Below are 20,902 nucleotides of genomic sequence, written 5' to 3' on the forward strand. Positions count from 1 at the left end.
ACAATTAGTATACGCTGCATGAATCCACATTAGCTTTCTTCGACATTCTTCTCGCTTATTCCTGCTTCCCGCGGAGCTTTCATTCTCCGTACCAGTAATAGAAACGCAAGCGTTGCCTTGTATCCAGACCATCATCACCACGATCGGCATGATCAAATGCCCGAACAGCGGTGCCTTCAGGAATTCCGTAATTCTCTATCGGACTGATCCATTCACCAAGCCAGCTCATAGCATAGTAGAGCAAATAGCTTAGAGCCACAAACATGATCATAAAATACAGCTTGCGCACTGTTCTGGGCACAGAAACGATCATATGGACGGCGCCTCCCTTTAACATACAATTAAGATCTGCTCGTCCTTCACCTTATGCACCAAAATGGACTGATATGTATGGCTCCAATAGACACATTTAAAAAGCTCCCTCCGGTAAAAAACCGGGGAGAGCTTATGATGTGAATTTTCATTATAAGATTACTTAGGACTGATTTCCGTTTGTATTATTCTTATCGCTACACCGATAGCATATCCCATGAAAATCAAGTCTATGATCAAGCACTGTGAAATTAAATTCTTTCTCCAGTCGCTCTTCAAGCGGACCTAGCCAATCTTCGCGAATCTCATCCATACTACCGCATTGCACACAAATTAAATGATGATGATGGTGCTTCGCAGTATCAGTTCGCAGATCATAACGGGCGACACCGTCACCGAAGTTAATCTTTTCTACGACATGAAGCTCGCTAAGCAGTTCCAGGGTACGATATACAGTCGCAAGACCGATCTCGGGAGCTTTCTCTTTCACGAGCATAAAAACGTCTTCTGCACTAAGATGATCTTCCTCATTCTCCAGCAGCACTCTTAAGGTCGCTTCCCGTTGGGGTGTAAGCTTGTATCCTTGGGATTGTAACTGTTGCTTAATCTTGTCTATCCGGGCTTCCATTGTCTCCCTCCCCCTTGGAAAATTACCTCACCGGTCTTCAAACCACTTCTTCCATTATAGGGGGTGTCGCTTTGAGAAGTCAAACGCTTTTACTGCAAGCCCAAGGTCGTCACCGCTTGTACAAGTGAGGGCGTAACCCAGCGCATCATGATCGGCGTGACATAGGTCTCAAAACTAGAAATGCCCAGAATCAACAGTGACATAACAAGTGACAATATAGTGTACATAGTAAAAGGTCGAGTCACTGGCGTCCTGCGTTGTCCTAACACTCGGCTACGAATCATCTGCAAGGAAAAGGCGATCGCTGCCGCGCTACTCACTAACAATACAGGGATAAGTACCAGATTGTGCGGAGCCACAGAAACTAGTGCGAACAGCATCCCGTGCCATGAATATTGACTTACTAGACAACCGACCGTAAACCCGATTAATACCCCTTTAAGAAAATCAAGAATCAAAATTCCCGGCAACCCAATGACTGACAATCCAAGGATCCAGATCAGCCCGATCCATTTCAGATTCAAGGCAGCTATACTCCAGTACGAATCAGGTGCTGCTGGTAGGCCCTGCTGATCAACTGTTACAAAGAAATTCCCTAGATAATCCCCCAGCTCCTGTTGCTGATCCATCGTAAGCGCACTAACGATAAGAGCCCCAAATACAACACCTACCAGAAATAATACGCCGACAAAAATATACAGAGGCGTCTGTTCCTTCATCATCAGCCTTAAATTACGCATTGGGACGTTCCCCTTTCCGGTTACATGTTACACCATATGAGAAAACGCCCCGCGTTATGACTTGTCCTTAGTGCAATGAATCTACTTTCTGGGTTGTACGACTTTACCGTACGTCCCCCCACCGCCTGCTGATAGTTCCAATATGCCTGAGCGAGCCTGGACAATCACAGACGCCAAATCTGCTCCTACTACGCTAGCAATTTCCGCTTCACCGCAACCATGTAAAATGTTCATCTCGGTGCCAAAAGCTTGCAGTAACGCGTTCATCTTGACCTTCCCAAGCCCTGGAATAAATTCAAGCGGAACCTGATAGTGATAGGGCGGACGGTTTGCAGGTACTATAGGTGTCTTGCGGTCAGCGATATCTAGGATCCGGTCGAATACGCCCCTCACCAATTTAAGACTGCCACAATACTGGCAGCGCTCCGAAGTGACGTAAGCTTCGTCAATAATACTGCCACAGCCTCCGCAGTAAGTTCGGTGGTATTTGCCAAGCCGGGGGTTAAGTCCGAAATTAGCAGTTACCTTCCGCCCTTCCTTTCGTTCAAGTGCGAGCCGCAGTTCGGCAAACGAAGGTCGTGCCAACTCCATTACATTATACTCGCGCCCTAGTTTGCCCAGAGAATGAGCATCTGAGTTCGTTAGAAACGTGAAGTCATCCAGCTCAGAGAGATAACCAGCCATTTCCGAATCTGCACTCAGCCCAAGCTCAACCGCAGCTATGCGATCCAGATCAAAGATGTCCGCCATCCGTTCAGCAGAACAGCCGTACAAGCCCTTGTGAGGCGTAAAAATATGTGCGGGGATTAGAATGCCCCCTCGGCCATAAATCTCATCCTGAAGCTCCCTAGCCGGTGCATAGAGGCGCTGGGAACTAAGGTTCACATTCCGCATATGGCGGCTCATCCAATTACTGAAGTCGGTCATGCGTTCCACGTCCGGCAAGAAGGCGAGTACGTGGCATTCTTTTCGCCCAGGTTCACGGATTTCAATCTCCGCTCCCATAATGATCGTGGTCCCCTGGTAAGCGATCCCTCCACCTTCGGCTAACGTCATCTCTCCAGATTCCAATGAACCTTGAATATCGCGCAGTACACCAGGCGAATGACTATCGATAATACCGATCATTTCCAGTCCCTTGCGCTCTGCGGCTTCTTTGGCGATTCCAGCAAAGGTGAGCTCGCGGCTGCCGCTAATTTTGACAGCTTGTCCTTCCGACGTTCGTCCAATATGAACATGCAAATCGCAATAGAAGTTCTTCAGTTCAGATGTTAATTCCATTGGCCTGTCAGCGTGTATAAATGCCAAGCGTACACCGCCATCATCGTCTTCGCGTCCGCGATGCGTCCGTCAGCTATATATTGATATGCTTCCTCCAAGGTAAGCTCCGAGACCTCTAAGAATTCATCCTCGTCAAGCGACATGTCCCCTGGCTCGGCATTATTAGTAACATACAAATGAATAATCTCATCGGCAAAACCGGGAGAAGTGTAGAACGATTTAAGTAACTTCAGATCTCCGCTATGAAAACCTGTCTCTTCCTGTAATTCACGACCAGCCGCAACTAATGGATCTTCACCTTTATCCAGCTTACCGGCTGGAATCTCCACCTCTGTGCGTTGCATAGGCTGACGGTATTGCTCCACAACAAGCATTTTATTGTTGTTCAGAGCAAGCACTGCTACGGCGCCTGGATGTTTCACAACTTCACGTGTAGCGGTATTACCATCGGGCAGTCTCACAGTGTCCACTTGCAAAGATATGATTTTCCCATCAAAAATAGGCTGTGTAGACAGCGTTACCTCGTCAAGCTCCGGTTTGCTGTGTAAATGTTGGTCTCCCATAAAATTTCTGGTCTCCTTTATCTCTGTTCTGCATACGGTGTATTATAGCAAACTTAAAGGGAAAGAAGGAATTTCAGATGAACGAAATCTTCAGCCGTACAAGCTCATCCGCAGTCACAATGGTAGGTAAACCGGAGGAAATCAAGGCCATCTTAACTAGGTGGATAGAGCAGTATGGGCGCGATATGCCTCTTACATACATTCTCTCCCTAAAGGATCAATCCAAGATCATCCCAACCAAAGCAGGGTAAATTCTTATTCATACATGCCCTTATAAATATAAGGAGCTGCTCCCAAGCTTTACAACTTGGAAGCAGCTCCTTAATTTAATTAAAAGAGCTTTAGGTTAACCCTTTACGCTCTCTTTTACAATATTTACTACAAGCTCAGCCACTTTAACAATGTCCTCAGCTTTAATCCGTTCCTTAGTGGTATGGATATGCTCGTAACCTACAGCAAGGTTAATGGTCGGAACATCTAGGCCATTGAACACGTTAGCGTCGCTTCCTCCACCAGAGTGGAACAGTCGCGGTGTAAGTCCCATAGAGGTAATAGCCCGCTGTGCAAGCTGTACCACTGGATCATGTTCATTAAAGCTGAACGCTGGATAAATAATTTCACTGCGGAATTCGCATTCTGCACCGTATTCCCGGACAGTTGTCTCCAGTGCTTCACGCATCGAAGCGATCTGATCGCCCACCTTCTCCTGCACAATACTACGTGCTTCTGCATCCAGTTGAACGTGATCACACACCACATTCGTAGGGCCGCCTCCAGCGAATTTACCGATATTCGCAGTAGTTTCATTATCGATTCGACCAAGCTTCATCGCAGCAATCGCTTTGCTGGCTACTTGAATCGCACTGATGCCGTCTTCTGGATTAACGCCTGCATGAGCAGATTTCCCGAAGATTTGCATCGTAATCTTAGCTTGCGTAGGAGCCGCAACTGCAATTGCTCCGACTTCACCATTGGAATCGAGCGCGAAACCGAAGTCTGCATCCAAGTTGCTCGGATCCATCGAACGTGCGCCTAGCAATCCAGATTCTTCACCCGCAGTAATTACGAATTGAATCTGACCATGCGGCAGCTTTTGCTCCTGAATCACTCGGATGGCTTCGAACAGTGCAGCGAGCCCTGCTTTGTCATCTGCTCCGAGAATCGTAGTGCCGTCACTTGTAATCCATCCATCTGCCCCGAGCGTAGGCTTGATATTTTGTCCAGGAACAACCGTATCCATGTGGCAAGTGAACAGTAGTTTTGGTGCAGCTCCACCATTCTCAGCTGGCCAGGTAATGAACAGATTACCTGCTCCATGTCCAGTTCTTTCCTGGGAGTCATCTTCGGTAACTTCTAATCCCAGAGCGTTAAATTTGCTCTTGAGCACATCGGCAATTTGCCGTTCATTTCTTGTTTCACTATCAACTTGGACAAGTTCCATAAATTCTTGAATCAATCTGTCTTGTGAAATCACTGGACTTCCCTCTCTTTCGTGAATACGTTACAATGGTTGTACAGAAAGACCATCTTTATGCTATTAACTTAAACTAAATCTAAAGGAGTTACTCATGCAACGTAATAAGTGGTTCAAAATCTTCATCTACGTCATGTTGTTCGCCATGATTGCCTCTACGCTCTTTATGGTTATCGAGCCTTTCCTTGCGGGTTAATATCTACACAAGGAACATTGATAATAGCGGCTAGGGATTCCCTTGCCGCTATTTGGCTTGCCTGTTTGTTCATTAATCAGCTTTAGCCATACTGTTGAAGGACTCATCCTGCTCTTCATATGGAAAGTGTCTTAGAAAATATGGTACCAATTCTTTGGCCACATCTTGAAGTTCAAAACGACGACCTGCACACTCTTCTAGGGAAGTTACTCCAAATTCAGTGATACCGCATGGAATAATTCCTTGAAATCCGTGTCCAGATATCCCTTCAGAAATGTTAAAAGCAAAACCATGGCTAGTAACAAATCCTCTTCGGAATTTGCTTTTGTTAAACTTGACGCCAATGGCACAGATCTTCTCGTCGCCAACCCATACCCCTGTGTACTCCGGCTTCCGTTCACCTACAATTCCGTAGGATGCCAAATAATCAATAATCACTGCTTCCAGACTGCGCAAGTACCCATGCAAATCTACTTTGCCTTCTTCACCGAGCATAAGAATCGGATAACCTACAAGCTGACCCGGTCCGTGATATGTAATATCTCCTCCCCGGTCGATTTCAAACAGCGCGATTCCTTTTTCTTTGAGCTGCTCTTCATCTAGAAGAAGATGTTCGGGATGATTCTGTGAACCAATCGTATAGGTAGGCGGATGCTGCAAAAGAATCAATCGTTCCGGTTGCTCACCAGCATCAATGGCGTGCACACTTTCCTTTTGCAGATCCCAAGCCTTTCCATACTCCATAATGGGGTCATATGAAATCTGCAGCTTACGAAAATCCGTGTTATTCATACCATCAGGTCCCCTTTTTCAAGTCTCATGCCTGCACAGTTTGGCTCGTCATTATTTAGTAGAGTTTAGTATCCGGTGTATATCCTTCAATATTATCCTTGACGCGTTGCAAGAAACGGCCACAAATCACTCCGTCCAGAATCCGATGATCCAGTGACAGACAAATATTAGCCATTGATCTTACACCTATCATATCGTTAATGACCACAGGCCTCTTCACAATAGATTCAAACGTTAGAATCGCTGCCTGTGGATAGTTGATAATTGGATAAGAAAGAATGGAGCCAAATGAACCTGTGTTATTCACCGTGAAGGTACCGCCTTGCATATCTTCTAGTCGAAGCTTCCCTTCACGTGTCTTAAGTGCCAATTCATCAATTTCACGTGCGAGACCAGCGACATTCTTCTGATCCGCTTTTTTGATGACAGGTGTCATTACAGAATCCTCTGTTCCTACGGCTAAAGAAATATTGATATCCCGTTTCACGATGATCTTGTCGACCGCCCATACAGAGTTCATGATTGGATAGTCTTTGATCGCACTCACGACAGCTTTCATCAAGAATGCGAGATAGGTCAAATTGATGCCTTCCTTGCGCTTGAACTCATCCTTATGTTTATTGCGAAGCGCAACCAGATTAGTCACGTCCACCTCGATCATTGTCCAAGCATGCGGAATCTCCGAGACACTTTGGCGCATTCTTGTAGCAATTGTATTCCGGATTGGTGTTACATCAATCAAGTATTCAGAACTGCTTCCTCGACCACCCTCTACTTCAATTGTAGGAATACGCGGAGATTCGCTCAGATGTAGACCAGAATGGCGAAGAGGCTCTTCCGCTTTCTTCACTTCTTCTTGAACGAACTGTGGAGCAGGCGGTTGTGACACAAATGAAGCAGGCTGACTAGCAGGAGTCGAAGCTGCGGATGTAGCTCCACCACTTTCGAGGAAGGTTAGCACATCTTTACGGGTAATCCGGCCCCCCATACCAGTACCAGGAACTAAAGTGAGGTCGATGTTATGCTCAGCCGCCAAAGTCTGTACGGCAGGAGAATAGCGAGCACGCATCGTATCACCAGCAGTTGAAGTCGCCTTTTGTCCTGCAACATCGTTAGAGGAAGTAGATGCATTTGTGCTAGTGTTAGTCACATTTGCAGCATCAGATACAGTCACAGGCACCGCAATACGACAAATGACTTCGCCGACATTGACAACCTGACCTTCTTCCGCCAATAGTTCACCCATAACTCCATCTACAGTTGAAGGCAATTCTGCATTTACTTTATCTGTAATAAGCTCGCATAATGGTTCATATTGTTCTACCGGGTCACCCGGTTTCTTCAGCCATTTGCCGATCGTCGCCGATACCAGCGATTCCGCCAGCTGCGGCATGATCACGTCAGTCAACTTTTGGTTGTCAGACATCTTTTCACTCCTTAAAAGTTTTACGAAGCTTCGCTTCTTAGAAATACTTCGCAGTAAAACTTGCATCGTAAGCAATGGCTTATGTTTTACGAAGCTTCGCGTCCACTCAACTATTTTAATATTGCGCCAGTCGAAGCATTTCCGCCTTCACTTTTTCTTTGCTTAGCATGAAGAACTTCTCCATTGGCGGGCTAATTGGCATCGCCGGAACATCAGGACCACAAAGACGGAAGATCGGTGCGTCGAGCTCGAACAGACAATGCTCAGCAATAATCGCCGCCACTTCGCCGCCAATCCCGCCTGTCTTATTGTCCTCGTGCACAATCAGTACCTTTCCTGTCTGACGAGCAGCAGCTATGATCGCTTCACGATCAAGAGGTTGCAAGGTGCGTAGATCCAGAATATGAGCTGTAATGCCTTCCTCGCGCTCCAATTCTTCTGCTGCCTGCATCGCAAAATGCAATGGCAGACTATAGCCAATAACCGTAATGTCCGTTCCCTGGCGCAGCAGATTGGCTTCGCCAATAGGAACCGTGTAATCGTCCTCTGGTACTTCTTCCTTAATCAGCTTGTAGCACTTCTTATTCTCGAAGAATAGAACCGGATCAGGATCACGTACGGCTGCTTTCAGTAGTCCTTTAGCATCGTAAGCAGAGTATGGTGCGACAATCTTCAATCCAGGTGTACCGAAGAAAATCGATTCCGGACACTGCGAATGATACAGACCGCCGAATACACCGCCTCCAATTGGAGCACGAATGACCACCGGACAATTCCAATCATTATTTGAACGATAGCGGATCTTAGCCGCTTCGCTAATAATTTGATTCGTTGCTGGAAGCATGAAATCAGAATACTGCATTTCCGCAATCGGCTTCATACCATACATGGCTGCACCGATCGCAACACCTGCTATAGCTGATTCCGCAAGCGGTGTATCCAGTACACGCTCTTCCCCAAATTGCTCCTGCAGACCTTTAGTTGTAGTAAATACTCCGCCTTTGAGACCAACGTCTTCTCCAAGCACGAACACGGATTCATCGCGTTCCATTTCTTCCTTCATCGCGAGCCGAATGGCATCGATATATTCCATTATAGCCATCTTTTATGCTCCTCCTTTGAGGTCGGAATCACTGTATACATGCAGCAGTGTATCTTCCGGTTTCGGGAACGGAGCGTTGTCGGCATATTCGATAGCCGCTTTAAGCTCAAGATTGCACTCAGCAACAAGATCTTGTTCTTGTTCGTCACTCCACAATCCCAGACCGATCAGGTAATTACGGAATCCTGCTACGCCGTCCTTCTTCCAGTTCTCATCAACTTCTTCTTTGGTCCGATAAGCCAGATCATTATCCGAAGTAGAGTGTGGAGACAAACGGTACATCATTGCTTCGATTAGCGTAGGGCCTTCACCCGCAAGGGCTCTTTCCCGTGCTTCCATAACGACACGATAAACTTCCAGCGGATCATTGCCATCTACACGCACACCTGGAAATCCATAACCCAGTGCACGGTCGCTGACCTTACCACCAAGCTGTTTGTGAGCAGGAATAGAGATAGCGTACTGATTATTCTGACACATAATAATAACCGGTAGCTTATTCACTCCGGCAAAGTTACAAGCTTCATGAAAATCGCCTTGGTTGCTAGAGCCTTCCCCGAAGGTTACAAAAGAGACGAACTTCTTCTTCTGCATTTTAGCTGCCAAAGCAAAGCCAACCGCATGTGGGACCTGTGTGGTTACAGGGCTTGATCCTGTCACAATACGCAGACGCTTACTACCAAAGTGGCCTGGCATTTGCCGCCCACCACTGTTTGGATCTTCTGCCTTTGCGAACACGGACAGCATCAGTTCACGAGTAGTCATACCCACGGAGAGTACGAAAGCATAATCACGGTAATAAGGTAAAAAATAATCATTCTGCCGGTCCAGCGCAAATGCTGCTGCCACCTGACCCGCCTCCTGGCCAATGCCGGAGACATGAAAGTTAATCTTGCCAGCGCGCTGAAGCAGCAGACTGCGCTCGTCGTATTTACGTGCGAGCAGCATATATCTGTACATATCGATGACTTGGCCGTCACTTAGTCCAAGCTGCTTATGTCTGTTAATCGTTTCTACAGTATCTTGGGATTCCATAAAGAGATACCTCCTTATTCATAAAGCCTGAGTCTTACAGGATTTAAGACCAATTGTATCCTGATCTTAAAACCTGGTACTAAGACTTGGCTTGAGTTTATTATAATCCCTTTCCACCCAAAAAGAAATGCCAAGTATAAACGCCTTCGGCGTCCCTATAAGGACGGTATGCGTTTAAGCGAGAAATATAAGGATATAGCATGCAACTTATACTTTCTTATATTTTAAGAAAAACTAAATCCCGATAGATCTTCCATCTACAGCTAACATTGCTTCTCCAATGATCTCCGAAAGTGTAGGGTGAGCATGAATAGCCTCGCCAATCTCCCAAGGTGTTGCATCCAGGAGTTGAGCCAGTGCTGCTTCCCCGATTAGATCCGTAACATGAGGACCAATCATCTGCACACCGAGAATATCTCCGGTGCTTCGGTCCGCTACAACTTTAACAAACCCATCCTTCTGGCCGTATACAATCGCCTTGCCAATGGCTGAAAAGGGGAATTTACCAGTCACTACATCATGTCCCAATGCTTTAGCTTCCTTCTCAGTGTGACCCACACTCGCTACTTCAGGACGTGTATAGACACAACGCGGTACAAGATGTGCATGATAAGGATGTAGTTTCTCACCAGATAGATGATTAACCGCCATAATGCCTTCATGGCTGGCCGCATGAGCTAGTTGAAGTCCACCGATACAGTCGCCAATCGCATAAATATGCGGTTCAGCCGTCTGCATACTAGCATTTACAGCGATAATTCCTTTATCAAAGCGAATATCTGTATTTTCCAGACCAATATTCTCGATATTTGCTACTCTACCTACGGATACAAGCAGCTTTTCTGTGGATAGACTTTGGGTTTGCTCTCCCTTACGGGCATCGATCGAAATTCCATCCTCCGTTACCTTGCAGGTTGCAGCATCCACTGTAGTTTCAGTCAGTACTTTAACACCACGTTTTTTCAATAAGCGTTGCAGTTCTTTAGCTACCTCTTCATCCTCTTGAGGCAGTAACTGACCAGCAGCTTCAACTACCGTAACCTGCACTCCGAAATCAGCTAGCATAGAAGCCCATTCCACCCCAATGACTCCGCCCCCAACAATAATGATGGAAGAGGGTAACTCGTCGAGTGTGAGTGCTTCATCACTGCTAAGAATAACTTTCCCGTCTGGTTCCAGACCAGGTAATACACGCGGACGAGATCCTGTAGCAATAATAAGATGGCTAGAGACTACTGTTTCCATTTCACCGTCGTCTAGTTCCACAGCTACAGCACCGCTACGCGGGGAAAAAATAGAGGGACCTGTCACGCGCCCCTTGCCTTTTATAACTTGTATTTTATTTTTGCGCATCAAATATTGTACGCCCTGATGAAGTTGTTCAACTACCGCTTCCTTGCGCTTTTGTACTTTAGGGAATACAAGCTGTACACCGCTTGTCTCAATGCCATAGCTCTCGCTCTCATTGATTTCAGCATATACTTCTGCACTTCGGAGCAGCGATTTGCTAGGAATGCAGCCACGGTGCAGGCAGGTTCCTCCCAGTTTGTCCATTTCGATGACGACGACGGACTTTCCAAGCTGTGCAGCGCGAATGGCTGCCACATATCCCCCGGTTCCTCCGCCAAGTATGGCCACGTCACATGAAATTGTCATGATATGTATCCTCCAGTCATTACACGTAAGTTCATTTTACAATGTATATTGTACTCTCTTTTCAGAGTATTACAAAACTTATAAACGTCATATCCAAATGGACTTTTTCTTACTAAAGCGTTATCATATGGATGAATCTAAAGGGCTAAGAGGGGTAGGAGACACTTATGAAACTGTTAATTTCACGCTTCATTGCCATCCTTATTCTTGTGTTTCCGGGTTTAATTGCAATGAAGGGCTTTCTAATGATGAAGGATGATATTTTTAATTACATATCCATGCATGGCGACGATACTGTCGTTCCAGATTTCGCCTGGCTACATTTCGGCGGTGGATTGTTGCTCTTTGCAGCCGGTATGACCTTCCTTGGCGGTTGGATTCTAGCAAGAGACCGCAAACGCAATTATGTTGGTCCTCGGTTCAAGGAGAAACAAAAAGCGAAACAGGCCGCAGCGCAGGAAACGATCTCCTAAGAAGCAAAACTTAAAAGTAGCTAATTAATTCTGACTATAGGAATATAGAACGGAAGATTGAATCGAAATCTATTGCACATTCTGCAATCAAACGATCTGACGACTCACTTCATATGCATGTTGGATACCCAAACAATATATAAAGGCGAGAGTTTTCACGGACGCAACTTGCGACTCCTTGAAAACTCTCGCCTTTTTATGCACAGTTTAATGCTCAGCTTTATCAAGCGCCTCTCTCCGGCCGCCCTGCACCAACTCACTGTACAGGCCTCCTTGCTTCAACAACGCCTCATGAGAGCCCTGCTGCAATAATCTGCCCCCTTGAAGAACAAGAATTCGGTCAGCTGCGCGGATAGTACCTAATCTATGGGCAATAACGAAGCTGGTCCGTCCCTTCATCAGCGCCTGAAGTCCCTCCTGGATCTTGATTTCAGTAACTGTATCTATACTGCTAGTTGCTTCATCAAGGACAAGTATGGATGGGTTGGCAAGAATAGCCCTCGCAATAGAGAGCAGTTGCTTCTGTCCTTGGCTTATGCCGCTTCCATCTACTGAGAGCATCCGATCATATCCCTCAGGCATTCGGATAATAAAAGAATGAGCGTTAGCCAGTTTGGCCGCCGCTTCGACCTCTTCATCGGAAGCATCCAGTCTCCCGTAACGAATATTATCGCGGATGCTGCCTTTAAACAAAAAGGAATCCTGCAATACAAACGCCATATGGCTCCTCAGGCTTTCACGCCGAATCGAAGTGACATCTAAGCCATCCAGCGTAATCCTTCCCTGATTAGAATCATAGAAACGGGATAACAGCCCTATTAGTGTTGTTTTGCCGGCACCGGTAGGTCCTACCAAGGCGATCATCTCGCCAGGCTTCGCTTCAAAGCTAATATTGTGCAGCGTGTTAGAACCTCCATCGTATGAAAAAGATACTTTTTCGAACTTCACTGCACCCTCAACTTTATCCAGCGAAGTGGCTGCACCTTCATCTTTCGCCTCAGTCTCTCCGTCCAGCACTTCAAATACTCTTTCCGCTCCCGCAACCGCCGACAGCAGCGTATTCCACTGATTCGCTAAATCATTAAGCGGACGAGTAAATTGACGCGTGTATTCAACAAATACGATAATCACTCCGACCGTAATCGCCCCGCGAATTGCTAGCAAACCACCGACTCCAGCAACAATAGCAAAGCTCAGATTATTAAGTCCATTCATCAGCTTAGGAATGAACCCAGAAATGGACTGTGCCCAATATCCAGAGAGCATGATTCGCTCGTTGCGCTCATGAAAACCAGTGATGACCCGCTCCTCTTGTGAAAAAGCCTTGATTATCCGTTGTCCGGATAACGTCTCTTCAATATAACCGTTTAACTCACCTACATTGCGTTGACGTTCTTTAAAAAGTGGACCCGTACGTCGTGTAATCCAGCGCATACCAAATAACATCAAGGGCACGACCAGGAACGTGAGCAGTGTCAGAAGAGGACTGAGCCACAGCATTACACCAACCGTTCCAAGCAACGTCAAAACACTGGAAAAGATCTGAATAGCCGAGCTATTCAGCGTAGAGCTAACGTTCTCAATATCATTGGTAAGACGACTCATTATTTCGCCCTGCTGTCTCCGGTTAAAAAACGAGATAGGCAAACGATGCAGATGGGAGAATAGCTCCGTACGCATCCGAAATACAGTTTCCTGAGCAATTTCGATCATCCATATATTTTGCAGCCAAGAAGTCAGAGAATAAAAAATGTACACACAGGCGAGGCTGGTCAGAAAAATAACCCATGAGCGGCCACCGGTACTTTCCAGATAATCATCCACCGCTCTACCAATCATATAGGGTCCGAGCAACGCTAATGCTGAGCTAAAGACAACCATTAACAGGACGAGAAAGAGCTTAGCTTTACGCTCGGCAAGATAGCTCCATATCCGCAACAGTGTGCCAGCCCAGTCCTTCGCCTTTGCTTTTGGCTTCCCTCCAGCAGCTGAACCAAGGCTTCTTCCTGCCCCAAGCTCAATTACGGGTTTAGGGTGACGAAAGGGTTCAAGTAATGCTTTGAACATGCTGCTTCGCCTCCTCTACCTGTGATTCATAAATTCTTCGATACAGCTCAGAGCTTGCCATTAGTTCCTTATGCGAGCCTTTACCGATTAAGCGCCCTTCGTCCAGCAGCAGAATCAGATCGGCAGATGCCGTTGAGCTGATTTTTTGGGTAATCAGGAAGGTTGTGCAGGATATGTCTTTCAGTGCCTCCAGCAGACGCCCTTCCGTAACCGCATCAAGCGCACTGGTGCTGTCATCAAGGATCAAAATTGCTGGTTTTCTCACAAGCGCCCGAGCAATCGTTAATCGCTGCTTTTGCCCACCAGACAGATTAACCCCTCGCTGACCCAGCATCGTGTCATAACTTTTGGGCAAATCCATCACTGTTGCGTGAATTTGTGCGGCAGCTGCCGCTTGCTCGATTTGCGCCAGCGTGGCGTGTTCATTGCCCCATGCGATATTATCGCGAATAGATCCGCTGAAAAGCTGCAATTCCTGAGGTACATAACCAATCGCTCGTCGCAGTCTGGAAATATCGATATCGGTACTCTTTTCACCGTCAATAAAAATACTGCCATCTGTCTCTTCATATAAACGTGGGATTAGACCGACAAGAGAAGACTTCCCTGATCCGGTTGCTCCCATAATCGCTACTCGCTCACCAGCAGAAACTTCAAAAGTAATGTCCTCTAGGACAGAGATATCACTGTTAGGGTATTTGAAGCAAACGCCTTCAAATTTAACATTGCCCTGAATTGGCTCACCTTGTAAAGTCCCCCCTTCACGAATCCCAGCTCCCGCTTCCATCACTTCTGTAATACGCTGAGATGAGGCACGTGCACGGGAAAATGTTACAACAAGGCCAGATATAGCAGACAACGCTCCAATGGTTCGTAAAGAGTAATTAATAACTGCTACGGTTTCTCCTAAAGTGGCATCCCCGTTGGCAATCTCAATCCGTCCAAACCATAGGATCGACATGATCGCTGCATTCACAATAAGTATAACAAATGGCATCGTCGTCTCCGTCAAACGTAGCGCAGATACCGTAGATCTCATCAAATCCCCGCTAAATACCGTGAAGCGCCCAATTTCATGCACCATGCGCACGAACACTCGGATTAGGCGAATACCCGTAAGATTCTCCTGAATTACACCATTCACACCGTCTAGCCGATTTTGTACTTTGCGAAATAACAAAGAAGCTTTTCTCATGATGAAGTATAGGAAGAGCATCAACAAAGGTAGAGCTACAGTCAGAAATAATCCCAGCTTCACATGGACGACCAGTGCCATAATCACACTGCCCATCACAACCAGTGGCACCCGTGTCATAAAGCGAAGGCTCATAAATATAGTGTCCTGCAGCTGAGATACATCGCCGGTCAGACGCGTGATTAGCGACGAGGTAGCAAACCGATTGAATACCTCATATGTAAAGGATTGTACCTTTTCATATAGCTTATCTCTTAGATCGAAAGCAAAGCTCTGACTTGCATGGGCAGCAAAAAAAGAACTAAGTACCCCGGCTATGAACGCGACTACCGCACTGCCGATCAATACACCGCCCCAGAGCCATACTACAGAGGAATTTTGTTCTTTAATGCCTTGGTCAATAATTTTGGAAATGAGTAAAGGCTGTGACAATTCCACCGCTAGTTCAATGAACATCATCACTAGGGCAGCAATTGCAGCGACCTTATATTTTTTGAGAAAAGAGAAAATCAAACTCATTTGCATACCCTCTTTTTCTATTCGTACAGTGCATCCCTTAAACGAGTCGACATCGTGGAGGCCTGCCCAGTTTTCATAATCGCCCGCCGCATCGCTTTATTGCTTCGATTCATTTCCACCAAATCTGCCATCATTTCTTCCAGCAAAGTCTCAGCCTCGCTAGATAGATTTCCATTCTGCTGAATCAGGGCTAACCGTTCCTTGTATTCGTCTATTTTTTCAGTCACACTAATTACTTCCTTTCCAATCTCTTGATTCTTTTTATCATACCACATCCAATTCTATCGCAATGTTTTCACTGGATACAGATGTCTCGAATATGATACTCTAATAAGGTCGCGTTTTTACGATCAAATTATTGGCTAACTACGAAAGGATAGATGGAAGTGGCACAATTGTTTTTCAAATACGGAGCAATGAACAGTGGTAAATCAATTGAAATACTCAAGGTTGCACATAATTATGAAGAGCAAGGGAAATCTGTCCTCATTTTCACTCCATCCATAGACGATCGGGACGAAGTTGGTTTTATATCCTCCCGCATCGGGCTGCGAAAACAAGCAATACCCGTTGACGAAAATACCAATATTTATAACATCATCAGCAGCAACCAACCCAAACCACACTGTGTACTTATTGATGAATGTCAATTTCTAAGTAAGGACTGTATTCTCCAGCTCGTACGGATCGTTGATGAACTAGGCATTCCAGTTATGGCGTTTGGACTTAAAAATGATTTTCAGAACCAGCTATTTGAAGGCAGCAAATATATGCTGATTTACGCTGATAAAATTGAGGAAATGAAGACGATCTGCTGGTTCTGCGAGCGCAAAGCTACGATGGCTCTAAGAGTAGAAAATGGTAAGCCTGTATACAGCGGCAAGCAAATCCAAATCGGCGGCAACGAAGCCTACTATCCAGTTTGCCGTAAATGTCACAAGAATCCTCCACTGTAACCGTGTATAAAAAAGCATTCCGAAGCCGCGTGGGCCTCTGAAATGCTTTTTTTTTAAAAATAAAGAAATGTTCCTTGCTTAAACAAGGTATCTTTCTTTAAGAATATTCAAATGATGAAGATCATGCCCAATCATTACGCAGGCCACTGCTCTCGCGGAGATGGTTCCATCGTTAACAGTTCCCCTACGAGTCCATGCTTCTTGCGGCAGGGTGTCTAAAAGGGCTTGCGTCGACTCTCGAACAAGCTTGTAATGAGCCAGCAGTTTTTCTAAAGTGTGCACATCGAAATTTGCGGTAAGTACATAGTCCTTTTCCTCAAAGCCCGCCAGCGGAGTCGTATCTCCTCTTGCAACGCGCAACAAACGATAAGACATAATTCTTCCAGTATCCGCTAGATGGCCGACCATTTGCTTAATACTCCATTTGTCAGGAGCGTACCGATGCTCTCCTTGTTCTTCCGTAAGGTTCGAAATAAAAGTACAAATCTCCGCCGTCTGCTCTCTAAAAATAGTCCTAATATCCCCTTCTGTCGGTACTAAAGAGATATACTTTGACAGCTCATTCAAATACTCATTACTCTCTGGACGTTGATCCATACAGAAACACCTCACATATTGAATTATTTTTGAAAAATATGGAGAAAAGTCACGTGCTGGTAGTTGTATTTTAGTTAATAATGTATGATACTTGCAATATTAAGATTTGTTAAACTAGTCATCGGGAGTGTCGGCATGCTAGATTTTATTTTCTTCATGGTTTTTTCAGGACTAGAAACCTATGCCATTTTCTTTTTAGCTTTTAAAATCTTCAAAATTGATCTTTATCATAAGGAGATGGTGTTCGGAAGTTTTGTAATGGGTTTTTTCTCCTATTCTCTTCGGACTAACTACAACCTATTTCAATTGGATATTTTCTCACAATATGCGCTAATGTTACTCTTTATGTGGCTATTATTCCGAATCCATCCCTTCTATGCCTCCATACTGACCGGGATGGCTTATCAAGCTTATTCCGTGATTCAAACCACTCTTTATTATTTCCTAAACTTTATAATCAAACTGCCTTTAGACTCTTCCAATTCTGTTTCTCTTAATATATTTGCACTTCAAGTTTTATCAGCTCTAGCAGCCATAGGTATTGGTGTATATGTGAGTCGAAAACGCAAAGGATTTGATTTTGTACCCGATAAACCCGATATAAAAATAAAGCCAAGCTCAAGCGAGAAAATACTATTTGCTATGAATCTTCCTGCTCTATTTATTATAACTTCAGTTTCATTCTTTTTTCGGTCAGACTATTTTCTCCTAATCCCTATTTGTTATGGGGTAATATTATGGGGGTATTTGTACTTATCCTGTAAGAAGGACAGAAATGACTATGAATCATTTAGCATTTAGAATCGTTTCGGCCATAAAAAAAACAAACCCTGAGCAAACTCATTCCATAGAAGTGATGCAGTATGCGCTAAGCATTATTTTGAATACTTTATTCATTATTACAGTTTCTCTTCTTATAGGGGGCTTTACAGGGCAATTCATGGGAACATTGATCGCACTATTAAGTTTTGGATTGCTACGGATGTGTTCTGGCGGAGCCCACTTGAAGACCGCAAGAGCTTGTAATATCACATCCATTTTTATATGTTCGTTAATCCCTCATCTTACATTCCTTACACATAGTTATTTGATCTGGATTAATCTATTCACTCTAATTTCAATGGTTTTATTTGCTCCGAATCCAGATCGAAACGCACAACTCTCCAAAGACCGGTACCTGGGATTGAAACTGTTATCCATCATGTTAGTACTCTCGAATTTTTGGATTAACTCGTCTGTCATCGGACTGGCTTTTTTCATTCAGTCCTTAACAGTAATCATTCCGTTACAAGGGAGGTTCAGTAGATGAAGAAAACTCTTGCTCGTGTTGCTTCTGGTGCGCTTGGCATATCCGCTCTTGTCTTTGCAACAATAATCAAGCCTTACATTCACAGCCCAGAAATTCCAAAAGAATTGCGTAAGTAATTAAACAAGGATGGGGAAAAGATGCGTGTCTTACAGAAAGACGGTTCCTCTTGTGATATTCTGGAGGAAGAAATATTGTATTTCTCGAATTATAAGAATACAATATTCGTCCATACGAAAGAAGGCGAATTTGTTCTCCCCACCACTCTTTCCGATCTTTTCACAGCGTATGAGGGTAAGGGATTTAAACGCCTTGACCGCAGCAATGTCGTCAACATTAACAACATCGAAGGCTATGATTCCGAACGAAAAATCGTTTGTTTTAATCATGGTGAGCAGTTTACAACTGTATCGGAGTCCAATGAACCTCGCCTAAAAAAATACTTATCTTCTCTTAAGAAAGACTCTGATTAAAAAGATCCCGACATGTTCTCAACATGTCGGGATTATTTTTTAATACCCTCAAAAAAAGGCATTATGCCATAATTACCCTCAGATGTAAAGAGAAATTCGTAGGATGAATGACAGGAGACGGATTGTATTCCAAATGATACCATATAGATAAACATGTAATAAAAAACATAATTATGATGGAGGAACCAAATGAATTACTATTTTCATCCCTCACCACGACCCTCATCTCTTGAATCGATTTCTGATGAAGAATTACTTAACATCTATGCGCTAGCGGTTGAGGCACAAGCTTTACCAGATTTCATTGAGATTGTTAAAGAAATCTTGGACAGTAGAGATCTCATACATTCTGAAAAAGTATAACATCCCCCTACCCTAATTAATTCACTTAATATGTCGCAATTATATATTCTCCCATGGCTTCTACTGCGAGTGTTCTCTAGATTGTCTTAATGTTAACTTCATCAACATAAAGAAGGTAGAGCCTCTAAGGGCCCTACCTTCTTTGTATGAAGCAAGTACTACTCCCTGAAATAAAGTAATTTCCTACTCCGTAATTTCCGTTTTAAATACATTCTCCAATTTGCCGCCAAGTCTTTTCTTAAGTGGAACTTTAATATCTCTACCCAGCTCTTTGAAAAATGTTTCTACATCACATTTCACATTTTGTGCAGTCGCGATTACAGCACCATCACCAACAATGTTTTGATTCTCTTCAAGAGGAACATCAACTTCGATATCATATTTTTTGGATAATGTCTTGATGTATCGTGCGAAGATCTCCAGCAATTCCTCGTTATTAAAATTCTCTATAGCGACTTTTCCCTTGCTGGTAAACTTCATGTTAATTTTCATTATTAATATCCCCTTTTCTGTCAAACCATTTTTAGTTGTTAGTTTATGGATCAAGATGAATAGATGGCTGCAAGAAAGGGCAACATTATTCATTTTTGAGATCATTTACGAAAGGCATACATTATTTATAAGCACCCTTTATTTGTTGTACTTTAAACTGAGTAAATTCTTTGAGCGCTTGTATGACCTGATCCTGTTCTTCTTCCTTCAGCTCATAAACGCACTCCCGTAGCCACTCACCAAATAGAAAGGCTTGACGCCCTTTCCGAGGGCTCTTTCTTAAGGAGTCGAGGCAACCCTCAAACTTATCGTTTAGGACATCGGTAAGATTGTATTTCTCAATCTTCTCTATTACCATTCCTGCCCCATATTCGGTTTCATAAACTATGACTTCATTAGAATCAAAGGAAACGTAAGATGTTTCTTTACCTTCCTTTGCCCTGAATTCCTTAAGCTTGTTAAAGGCTGTCTCATAAATGTAGTCTTGAGACTGTTTAAGCTGTGGTAGTTCATAACCATGCTTCAAGGTCTTGATATATTCAATATCTGGCATATAATCTGCCAAATGATACATCCGATTCTTCAGATCTGTTCCAAGCGCTTCAATGATCTTGTCCAGATTGTCCTTAAGCGGAATGCTCTCTCCACGTTCGATTTTGCTAAGCTGTGAATAACTTATGCCGCTCTTTTCTTCCAGTCCTCTTAAGGTTAACCCTCTCGTCTTTCTGATGTGCCGAATGAAATTACCCAGCTCATCGGGATAGTTCTCAAAATCATTCATGGGAGTCACCTCCCTACTATCATAACACAACATAACAATTTGTGTTGGCTTATAACAATTATTCCTTGTATTTACTTGCTTCTGAAGGGTAATTCTCAACACTCAACACCCAATATAACCCTATCTTTACAAAAGATCGGAGAAGACATGGCACCGTTCTGTAAGGATTTGGATTATGCTTACCTCAGTTTTACTATCCGTGTCCTGCCTCTTTACCTTCGGCTTCCTGATTCACTTTACTTACCTCTAATTCTGACGTATCGGACCGAGGAGACCATATAAAGCTGATTTCTGCCATTTCGCTCAGCTATCGGACTCAGATGCAACTATTCATTTAAATATACTGCGATTCAGAGCAAAAGTATGACAATAAGAGCTATGGAGTCCGTAAATATCCAAATCATCTAGAGTATCATGTCAAAACAAACTTTTTCAGATAAAAGCAGCTGTAAACTCAGGCGACCTTACCTTCGCA

General features: G+C 44.3%; 26 protein-coding genes. 9 read left to right on the plus strand and 17 right to left on the minus strand.

All coding sequences use genetic code 11. The features are described 5' to 3' along the window. Nucleotides 1-79: 79 nt before the first annotated feature. The 5 genes from MHH52_RS20350 to MHH52_RS20370 form a co-directional block, all read right to left on the minus strand. On the minus strand, nt 80-313 hold the full coding sequence (locus MHH52_RS20350; RefSeq protein WP_313639812.1) for a DUF4227 family protein: 234 nt from the start codon (nt 311-313) through the stop codon (nt 80-82). A 162-nt stretch (nt 314-475) separates the two neighbouring features. Further along, complete coding sequence (locus MHH52_RS20355; RefSeq protein ID WP_313639811.1) at nt 476-940, minus strand: Fur family transcriptional regulator; 465 nt, start codon at nt 938-940, stop codon at nt 476-478. A gap of 89 nt (nt 941-1,029) precedes the next feature. Next, the gene (spoIIM, locus tag MHH52_RS20360) at nt 1,030-1,680 is read right to left on the minus strand and encodes a stage II sporulation protein M (protein ID WP_340004223.1); all 651 of its coding nucleotides are present in this window, start codon (nt 1,678-1,680) and stop codon (nt 1,030-1,032) included. A gap of 81 nt (nt 1,681-1,761) precedes the next feature. Beyond that, a complete protein-coding gene (locus tag MHH52_RS20365) occupies nt 1,762-2,961 on the minus strand; it encodes an endonuclease Q family protein (protein ID WP_340004224.1) in 1,200 nt (399 codons plus the stop codon). Continuing rightward, nucleotides 2,952-3,524, minus strand: coding sequence for an NUDIX hydrolase (locus tag MHH52_RS20370; RefSeq protein WP_340004225.1), 573 nt, complete (start codon nt 3,522-3,524; stop codon nt 2,952-2,954). Before MHH52_RS20370 ends, MHH52_RS20365 begins: the two co-directional genes overlap by 10 nt. Before the next feature lie 77 nt (nt 3,525-3,601). Here MHH52_RS20370 and MHH52_RS20375 point away from each other — a divergent pair, with 77 nt between their 5' ends. Further along, a complete protein-coding gene (locus MHH52_RS20375; protein ID WP_156113162.1) occupies nt 3,602-3,775 on the plus strand; it encodes a hypothetical protein in 174 nt (57 codons plus the stop codon). 95 nt (nt 3,776-3,870) lie between these two features. Here the strand turns inward: MHH52_RS20375 and MHH52_RS20380 are convergent, their stop codons facing one another. Beyond that, nucleotides 3,871-4,998, minus strand: coding sequence for a tripeptidase T (locus MHH52_RS20380; protein WP_340004226.1), 1,128 nt, complete (start codon nt 4,996-4,998; stop codon nt 3,871-3,873). A 94-nt stretch (nt 4,999-5,092) separates the two neighbouring features. Here MHH52_RS20380 and prli42 point away from each other — a divergent pair, with 94 nt between their 5' ends. Next, complete coding sequence (prli42, locus tag MHH52_RS20385; protein ID WP_094872112.1) at nt 5,093-5,194, plus strand: stressosome-associated protein Prli42; 102 nt, start codon at nt 5,093-5,095, stop codon at nt 5,192-5,194. A 72-nt stretch (nt 5,195-5,266) separates the two neighbouring features. Here prli42 and lipB read toward each other — a convergent pair whose 3' ends face one another. The 5 genes from lipB to lpdA all read right to left on the minus strand — a co-directional run bounded on the left by lipB (nt 5,267) and on the right by lpdA (nt 11,205). Then, entirely contained in the window at nt 5,267-5,986 is a 720-nt protein-coding gene (gene lipB / locus MHH52_RS20390) for a lipoyl(octanoyl) transferase LipB (protein WP_340004227.1), read from the minus strand. Nucleotides 5,987-6,041: 55 nt separating this feature from the next. Further along, nucleotides 6,042-7,412, minus strand: a complete 1,371-nt coding sequence (locus MHH52_RS20395; RefSeq protein ID WP_340004228.1) for a dihydrolipoamide acetyltransferase family protein — start codon at nt 7,410-7,412, stop codon at nt 6,042-6,044. A 115-nt stretch (nt 7,413-7,527) separates the two neighbouring features. Continuing rightward, nucleotides 7,528-8,514, minus strand: a complete 987-nt coding sequence (locus MHH52_RS20400) for an alpha-ketoacid dehydrogenase subunit beta (protein ID WP_340004229.1) — start codon at nt 8,512-8,514, stop codon at nt 7,528-7,530. A 3-nt stretch (nt 8,515-8,517) separates the two neighbouring features. Next, a complete protein-coding gene (locus tag MHH52_RS20405; RefSeq protein ID WP_313639802.1) occupies nt 8,518-9,549 on the minus strand; it encodes a thiamine pyrophosphate-dependent dehydrogenase E1 component subunit alpha in 1,032 nt (343 codons plus the stop codon). A gap of 234 nt (nt 9,550-9,783) precedes the next feature. Then, nucleotides 9,784-11,205, minus strand: coding sequence for a dihydrolipoyl dehydrogenase (lpdA, locus tag MHH52_RS20410; protein WP_340004230.1), 1,422 nt, complete (start codon nt 11,203-11,205; stop codon nt 9,784-9,786). 167 nt (nt 11,206-11,372) lie between these two features. Between lpdA and MHH52_RS20415 the strand changes: the two genes are divergently transcribed. Next, nucleotides 11,373-11,678 (plus strand): DUF2627 domain-containing protein, encoded by a 306-nt coding sequence (locus MHH52_RS20415; protein WP_313639799.1) that lies wholly within the window; start codon nt 11,373-11,375, stop codon nt 11,676-11,678. 207 nt (nt 11,679-11,885) lie between these two features. Here MHH52_RS20415 and MHH52_RS20420 read toward each other — a convergent pair whose 3' ends face one another. From MHH52_RS20420 to MHH52_RS20430, 3 genes are read right to left on the minus strand one after another with little or no spacing between them, the layout of a single operon-like run. Next, nucleotides 11,886-13,745, minus strand: coding sequence for an ABC transporter ATP-binding protein (locus MHH52_RS20420; protein WP_340004231.1), 1,860 nt, complete (start codon nt 13,743-13,745; stop codon nt 11,886-11,888). Beyond that, nucleotides 13,726-15,459 carry an ABC transporter ATP-binding protein gene (locus MHH52_RS20425; protein ID WP_340004232.1) on the minus strand — a complete coding sequence of 578 codons (1,734 nt, stop codon included), beginning with the start codon at nt 15,457-15,459 and terminating at the stop codon, nt 13,726-13,728. The genes MHH52_RS20420 and MHH52_RS20425 overlap by 20 nt, the downstream gene beginning before the upstream one ends. A gap of 17 nt (nt 15,460-15,476) precedes the next feature. Continuing rightward, nucleotides 15,477-15,734: a hypothetical protein gene (locus MHH52_RS20430; protein WP_340004233.1), complete on the minus strand. Its 258-nt coding sequence runs from the start codon at nt 15,732-15,734 to the stop codon at nt 15,477-15,479. Nucleotides 15,735-15,845: 111 nt separating this feature from the next. On the opposite strand from MHH52_RS20430, the gene MHH52_RS20435 reads away from it, so the two are divergent. Further along, nucleotides 15,846-16,415, plus strand: coding sequence for a thymidine kinase (locus tag MHH52_RS20435; protein WP_340004234.1), 570 nt, complete (start codon nt 15,846-15,848; stop codon nt 16,413-16,415). A gap of 78 nt (nt 16,416-16,493) precedes the next feature. On the opposite strand, the gene MHH52_RS20440 is transcribed toward MHH52_RS20435, so the two are convergent. After that, entirely contained in the window at nt 16,494-17,012 is a 519-nt protein-coding gene (locus tag MHH52_RS20440) for a DinB family protein (protein WP_340004235.1), read from the minus strand. Between the two features lie 135 nt (nt 17,013-17,147). On the opposite strand from MHH52_RS20440, the gene MHH52_RS20445 reads away from it, so the two are divergent. The 5 genes from MHH52_RS20445 to sda all read left to right on the plus strand — a co-directional run bounded on the left by MHH52_RS20445 (nt 17,148) and on the right by sda (nt 19,154). After that, complete coding sequence (locus MHH52_RS20445; RefSeq protein WP_340004236.1) at nt 17,148-17,813, plus strand: hypothetical protein; 666 nt, start codon at nt 17,148-17,150, stop codon at nt 17,811-17,813. Then, complete coding sequence (locus MHH52_RS20450) at nt 17,788-18,321, plus strand: accessory gene regulator B family protein (protein WP_340004237.1); 534 nt, start codon at nt 17,788-17,790, stop codon at nt 18,319-18,321. The genes MHH52_RS20445 and MHH52_RS20450 overlap by 26 nt, the downstream gene beginning before the upstream one ends. Then, the gene (locus tag MHH52_RS20455; RefSeq protein ID WP_313639790.1) at nt 18,318-18,437 is read left to right on the plus strand and encodes a cyclic lactone autoinducer peptide; all 120 of its coding nucleotides are present in this window, start codon (nt 18,318-18,320) and stop codon (nt 18,435-18,437) included. The genes MHH52_RS20450 and MHH52_RS20455 overlap by 4 nt, the downstream gene beginning before the upstream one ends. A gap of 21 nt (nt 18,438-18,458) precedes the next feature. Then, a complete protein-coding gene (locus tag MHH52_RS20460) occupies nt 18,459-18,791 on the plus strand; it encodes a LytTR family DNA-binding domain-containing protein (RefSeq protein ID WP_313639789.1) in 333 nt (110 codons plus the stop codon). 189 nt (nt 18,792-18,980) lie between these two features. After that, the gene (gene sda, locus MHH52_RS20465; protein ID WP_340004238.1) at nt 18,981-19,154 is read left to right on the plus strand and encodes a sporulation histidine kinase inhibitor Sda; all 174 of its coding nucleotides are present in this window, start codon (nt 18,981-18,983) and stop codon (nt 19,152-19,154) included. 183 nt (nt 19,155-19,337) lie between these two features. On the opposite strand, the gene MHH52_RS20470 is transcribed toward sda, so the two are convergent. After that, nucleotides 19,338-19,646: a hypothetical protein gene (locus MHH52_RS20470; RefSeq protein WP_042190413.1), complete on the minus strand. Its 309-nt coding sequence runs from the start codon at nt 19,644-19,646 to the stop codon at nt 19,338-19,340. A 121-nt stretch (nt 19,647-19,767) separates the two neighbouring features. Continuing rightward, on the minus strand, nt 19,768-20,427 hold the full coding sequence (locus MHH52_RS20475; protein ID WP_042190416.1) for a helix-turn-helix transcriptional regulator: 660 nt from the start codon (nt 20,425-20,427) through the stop codon (nt 19,768-19,770). Nucleotides 20,428-20,902 lie beyond the last annotated feature (475 nt).

It is taken from the genome of Paenibacillus sp. FSL K6-0276 (genome assembly GCF_037977235.1).
Lineage (GTDB): Bacteria > Bacillota > Bacilli > Paenibacillales > Paenibacillaceae > Paenibacillus_AQ.

Excerpts from the sequence above, each read along its gene's own strand:
- MHH52_RS20350 (WP_313639812.1), bottom strand. The coding sequence starts at position 313 with ATGATCGTTTCTGTGCCCAGAACAGTGCGCAAGCTGTATTTTATGATC.
- MHH52_RS20355 (WP_313639811.1), bottom strand. The coding sequence starts at position 940 with ATGGAAGCCCGGATAGACAAGATTAAGCAACAGTTACAATCCCAAGGA.
- spoIIM (WP_340004223.1), bottom strand. The coding sequence starts at position 1,680 with ATGCGTAATTTAAGGCTGATGATGAAGGAACAGACGCCTCTGTATATT.
- MHH52_RS20365 (WP_340004224.1), bottom strand. The coding sequence starts at position 2,961 with ATGGAATTAACATCTGAACTGAAGAACTTCTATTGCGATTTGCATGTT.
- MHH52_RS20370 (WP_340004225.1), bottom strand. The coding sequence starts at position 3,524 with ATGGGAGACCAACATTTACACAGCAAACCGGAGCTTGACGAGGTAACG.
- MHH52_RS20375 (WP_156113162.1), top strand. The coding sequence starts at position 3,602 with ATGAACGAAATCTTCAGCCGTACAAGCTCATCCGCAGTCACAATGGTA.
- prli42 (WP_094872112.1), top strand. The coding sequence starts at position 5,093 with ATGCAACGTAATAAGTGGTTCAAAATCTTCATCTACGTCATGTTGTTC.
- lipB (WP_340004227.1), bottom strand. The coding sequence starts at position 5,986 with ATGAATAACACGGATTTTCGTAAGCTGCAGATTTCATATGACCCCATT.
- MHH52_RS20395 (WP_340004228.1), bottom strand. The coding sequence starts at position 7,412 with ATGTCTGACAACCAAAAGTTGACTGACGTGATCATGCCGCAGCTGGCG.
- MHH52_RS20400 (WP_340004229.1), bottom strand. The coding sequence starts at position 8,514 with ATGGCTATAATGGAATATATCGATGCCATTCGGCTCGCGATGAAGGAA.
- MHH52_RS20405 (WP_313639802.1), bottom strand. The coding sequence starts at position 9,549 with ATGGAATCCCAAGATACTGTAGAAACGATTAACAGACATAAGCAGCTT.
- lpdA (WP_340004230.1), bottom strand. The coding sequence starts at position 11,205 with ATGACAATTTCATGTGACGTGGCCATACTTGGCGGAGGAACCGGGGGA.
- MHH52_RS20415 (WP_313639799.1), top strand. The coding sequence starts at position 11,373 with ATGAAACTGTTAATTTCACGCTTCATTGCCATCCTTATTCTTGTGTTT.
- MHH52_RS20420 (WP_340004231.1), bottom strand. The coding sequence starts at position 13,745 with ATGTTCAAAGCATTACTTGAACCCTTTCGTCACCCTAAACCCGTAATT.
- MHH52_RS20425 (WP_340004232.1), bottom strand. The coding sequence starts at position 15,459 with ATGAGTTTGATTTTCTCTTTTCTCAAAAAATATAAGGTCGCTGCAATT.
- MHH52_RS20430 (WP_340004233.1), bottom strand. The coding sequence starts at position 15,734 with ATGTGGTATGATAAAAAGAATCAAGAGATTGGAAAGGAAGTAATTAGT.
- MHH52_RS20440 (WP_340004235.1), bottom strand. The coding sequence starts at position 17,012 with ATGGATCAACGTCCAGAGAGTAATGAGTATTTGAATGAGCTGTCAAAG.
- MHH52_RS20445 (WP_340004236.1), top strand. The coding sequence starts at position 17,148 with ATGCTAGATTTTATTTTCTTCATGGTTTTTTCAGGACTAGAAACCTAT.
- MHH52_RS20450 (WP_340004237.1), top strand. The coding sequence starts at position 17,788 with ATGACTATGAATCATTTAGCATTTAGAATCGTTTCGGCCATAAAAAAA.
- MHH52_RS20455 (WP_313639790.1), top strand. The coding sequence starts at position 18,318 with ATGAAGAAAACTCTTGCTCGTGTTGCTTCTGGTGCGCTTGGCATATCC.
- MHH52_RS20460 (WP_313639789.1), top strand. The coding sequence starts at position 18,459 with ATGCGTGTCTTACAGAAAGACGGTTCCTCTTGTGATATTCTGGAGGAA.
- sda (WP_340004238.1), top strand. The coding sequence starts at position 18,981 with ATGAATTACTATTTTCATCCCTCACCACGACCCTCATCTCTTGAATCG.
- MHH52_RS20470 (WP_042190413.1), bottom strand. The coding sequence starts at position 19,646 with ATGAAAATTAACATGAAGTTTACCAGCAAGGGAAAAGTCGCTATAGAG.
- MHH52_RS20475 (WP_042190416.1), bottom strand. The coding sequence starts at position 20,427 with ATGAATGATTTTGAGAACTATCCCGATGAGCTGGGTAATTTCATTCGG.